This is a genomic window from Halomonas sp. 3D7M (assembly GCF_014897885.1).
Lineage (GTDB): Bacteria > Pseudomonadota > Gammaproteobacteria > Pseudomonadales > Halomonadaceae > Vreelandella.
Genome location: NZ_JABUZF010000205.1, coordinates 10,894 through 14,554 on the forward strand (window position 1 = coordinate 10,894; position 3,661 = coordinate 14,554).

4 protein-coding genes are annotated in these 3,661 nt (G+C 52.5%); 3 read left to right on the forward strand and 1 reads right to left on the reverse strand.

Features of this window, described 5'->3' with window-relative positions; all coding sequences use genetic code 11:
- Window positions 1–136 precede the first annotated feature (136 nt).
- A complete protein-coding gene (locus tag INT22_RS11370) occupies window positions 137–1,300 on the reverse strand; it encodes a Na/Pi symporter (protein WP_089038452.1) in 1,164 nt (387 codons plus the stop codon).
- Window positions 1,301–1,544: 244 nt separating this feature from the next.
- On the opposite strand from INT22_RS11370, the gene rsxA reads away from it, so the two are divergent.
- The 3 genes from rsxA to rsxC form a co-directional block, all read left to right on the forward strand.
- Window positions 1,545–2,126 carry an electron transport complex subunit RsxA gene (rsxA, locus tag INT22_RS11375; protein WP_193060190.1) on the forward strand — a complete coding sequence of 194 codons (582 nt, stop codon included), beginning with the start codon at window positions 1,545–1,547 and terminating at the stop codon, window positions 2,124–2,126.
- A 5-nt stretch (window positions 2,127–2,131) separates the two neighbouring features.
- Window positions 2,132–2,734, forward strand: a complete 603-nt coding sequence (gene rsxB, locus INT22_RS11380; protein WP_095603302.1) for an electron transport complex subunit RsxB — start codon at window positions 2,132–2,134, stop codon at window positions 2,732–2,734.
- A partial coding sequence (rsxC, locus tag INT22_RS20835) for an electron transport complex subunit RsxC (protein WP_226912644.1) occupies window positions 2,721–3,661 on the forward strand: 941 nt, incomplete at its 3' end. The genes rsxB and rsxC, both read left to right, overlap by 14 nt.

Here is a 3,661-nt window from a genome sequence, read left to right on the forward strand (position 1 = left end):
TCATGCTCTTCCCGCTCCTGGGTGGACGCCTCAGCCAACTGCGCTTCCAGCTCATCAATCGATTCACGTAGTTCGCGAATACGTGCTTCTGTCTCAATTCTGCGTTGTGAACTCATACCAATTCCATCCCCTTAGATCAAAACAACTGGCTCGCCCCGATCAGGAGCAATGGCAGCACAAAGAAAACACCTAAAATATAAGCCACCACATAGAGTTTGTTTTTCTGTGCCAGCTCCGCAAGGCCAGTGGCAATGCTAGGCGGAATACCACGTAAGAAAGGTAGGCCGTATATGACCAGTATCCCCACTAGGTTAAACATCAGATGCACCAAGGCAATCTGCATAGCCAGTACCGCCGTTGGGCCACTTATCGCCGTTGCAGCGAGCAACGCAGTGATACAAGTCCCCACATTGGTACCTAATGTGAACGGATAGACCTGCCTGAGATTAAACACGCCAGTGCCAGCAAGTGGCACAATCAATGCTGTGGTGGTAGAGGACGACTGCACCAACAGCGTAATGATTGCCCCCGAACACATACCAGAGACAGGCCCTCTCCCCACGCTTGCATGCATGATGTCACGCGCCTTACCCACCATTACCTTGCGCAATACTTTACCAATCGCCGTTACCACAAAGAGGATGAGTGCCACCCCAATAACAATCATAGCAACGCCCATCCAGATCGGATTCGGCAGCCACGATACCGAGGCGCTCAGCAAGTCGGTCGCCGGTGAAATCGCCATTTTCATGAAATTGACGCTTTTCATGTCGACGCTGGCATCGCTAACAAAAAAGCCCGCCAGCAAGGCAGAGGTTTTTTCTAAAAAACCAAACATCATTTCTAACGGAAGCAGTATAGCCACGGCAACGATATTGAACGCATCGTGCACCGTCGCCGCAGAGAAGGCGCGGCGAAATTCCTCACCACTACGCACATGACCTAAACTAACGATAGTGCTGGTCAGCGAAGTACCAATATTGGCGCCCATGATGAGCGGAATCGCAATACTGACTGGCAAACCACCCGCCACCATCCCCACAATGATGGCTGTCACCGTGCTTGAGCTCTGAATTAGCGCAGTTGCGACAACTCCGATAACTAACCCAATCATTGGATTAGTAGCAAATGAAAATAGCTCCTTAGCATTGCTTGCGGTAGCAGCCTTAAAACCGTCTCCGATAGCCCCCACCGCAGCTAACAACAAATAAACCAGTCCAATGACAATTAACCATGATAGCCATTGCGACGTCCCTGGGCGCTCCCCCTGCGTCGGTAAGACAACTCCTGAAGTCGACATGTGTTCCCCCTCCCTAGCTGATTTTAATTTGGATGAGGGTATGCAGAGATGATGTAGCTTTGATGACAGGATTAAAACGGTCTCATGACCAATGCCTGAGCTTGCCCCAGCCGTCATTTTCGAAGATGGGCAACAGGAGAGCGGTAGCAAGTTCTGCTGACTAAGTACTTATTTCTGGTCAATAGTGAGCCATAGCGCTTCTCCCACTAGCCAGCAACGATTTTTCTGCGCACAATACGCCGCTATGAATGAACTCTTCTTGATTTTGGTCAGCACTGCGCTGGTCAACAACTTCGTATTGGTACAGTTTTTAGGGCTCTGCCCGTTTATGGGGGTTTCCAATAAGCTGGAATCCGCGATGGGTATGTCGCTAGCGACGACGTTCGTGCTGACACTAGCATCTGCCGCTAGTTATGCGGTCTATCATGGCTTACTTGTACCCTTGGACGTTACTTATCTTCGCACTATCAGCTTTATCGTTGTTATTGCCGCCGTCGTGCAATTTACCGAAATCATGGTGCGTCAACTCAGCCCCCTATTGCATCAAGTGCTGGGGATCTTTCTACCGCTGATTACGACTAATTGTGCGGTACTTGGTGTTGCCCTGTTATCGCTTAACCGTGAGCTGAGTTTCTTTCATACGACTCTCTATGGCCTGGGTGCTGCGCTAGGTTTTTCGATGATTTTGGTGCTGTTCGCCGCGATGCGCGAGCGATTGGCCAATGCTGATATACCAACCCCGTTTAGAGGCGCTGCCATTGCAATGGTCACCGCCAGTCTTATGTCACTAGCCTTTCTCGGCTTTTCAGGTTTAGCGCAGGGGTAACCGCCATGGGAGACATATTTTCTTGGTGGGGCATTCTCAGTGCAGTGGGTGTGTTGACCGGAATAGGCATCACGTTTGGAGCGCTGCTGGGAATGGCCAGTGTGCGTTTCAAGGGCGAAGAGAACCCGCTGGTAGAGCAGATTGATGCACTGTTACCGCAAACCCAATGTGGCCAGTGCGGCTACCCAGGCTGTCGGCCGTATGCCGAAGCCATCAATCAGGGCGATGCTTTGAATAAGTGCCCGCCTGGCGGCGAAGCGACTATTCACGCATTAGCAGACTTATTAGGCCGAGAGCCTGTGCCACTGGATGGCGAAGCAGCCACCGAAGATACCGTCGCATTTATTCGTGAAGCCGAGTGCATTGGCTGCACTAAGTGCATTCAAGCATGTCCGGTGGATGCCATTATTGGCGCTGCAAAGCAAATGCATACGGTGATAGAAGATGAATGCACCGGCTGCGATTTGTGCGTTGCACCCTGCCCCGTAGACTGTATTGATATGTTGCCCAGAAGCAAGCCTCTCAACCAATGGCAGCCTGTCGTCACCATAGCACCTTTAATCGCCAGCGATCGCCAGCTAACCAGGAGCCAGCATGCCGGCCTATGAATTCCCAGGTGGCATTACTCCGCCCGAACGAAAAGATCGCTCGAACCAATCGCCGCTTCGCAACGCGACGCTGCCTGCCCGGGTAACACTTCCGCTGAAACAGCATTCAGGTAATCCCGCGATCCCCTGTGTTGCTATCGATGATGCGGTTCAGGTGGGTAGCCTGATTGCCCAGCGAGATGGCATGGTATCAGCCAACCTGCACGCCAGTATTAGCGGGACAGTGACTCAGATTAGTGATACCGCCATCACCATCGACGCCGATGGCTTAGACCGCTGGCAACTGCTGCCCTCGCTTGACTGGCGTAGCGAAGACCACCAAGCGATCATTGATAGACTAGATAGCTGCGGGCTAGTAGGCCTTGGTGGTGCCGGTTTTCCCGCTTATATCAAAGCCCAAATAGCGGATCATCAGCGCATTGATACGCTCGTCATCAACGCCGCCGAATGCGAGCCGTATATCACCGCAGACGACTTGGCTCTTCGCCACTATCCAACCGAGATACTGGAAGGCGCGCAAATGGTCGCTAGGCTCTGCGGTGCCCATCAGGTTGTGGTGGGAATTGAAGATAATAAGCCCGAAGCGATCCATGCATTAAAGGAGGCGCTCGCTCACTTTCAACAGTCTGACTGCCAGCATCCAGTGAGCATAACGATGAAAGTCATCGAGACCCGCTATCCCAGCGGTGGTGAGCGCCAATTGATCAAGAAACTGCTCAACCTCGATGTTCCCAGTGGTGGCCTTCCTGCCGATGTCGGTGTTCTCTGCCACAACCCCGGCACACTGCTGGCAGCGCTATACGCCGTACGTGATGGCAAACCTTTGGTCGAGCGAATTGTCACCTTGACGGGAGATGCCATCAGCACACCAGGCAACTACTGGGTGCGTCTTGGCACACCTGTTGAAACGCTGCTTCAGCAGGTAGG

Coding starts and splice junctions, on each gene's coding strand:
- INT22_RS11370 (WP_089038452.1), bottom strand. CDS start 1,300: ATGTCGACTTCAGGAGTTGTCTTACCGACGCAGGGGGAGCGCCCAGGG.
- rsxB (WP_095603302.1), top strand. CDS start 2,132: ATGGGAGACATATTTTCTTGGTGGGGCATTCTCAGTGCAGTGGGTGTG.
- rsxA (WP_193060190.1), top strand. CDS start 1,545: ATGAATGAACTCTTCTTGATTTTGGTCAGCACTGCGCTGGTCAACAAC.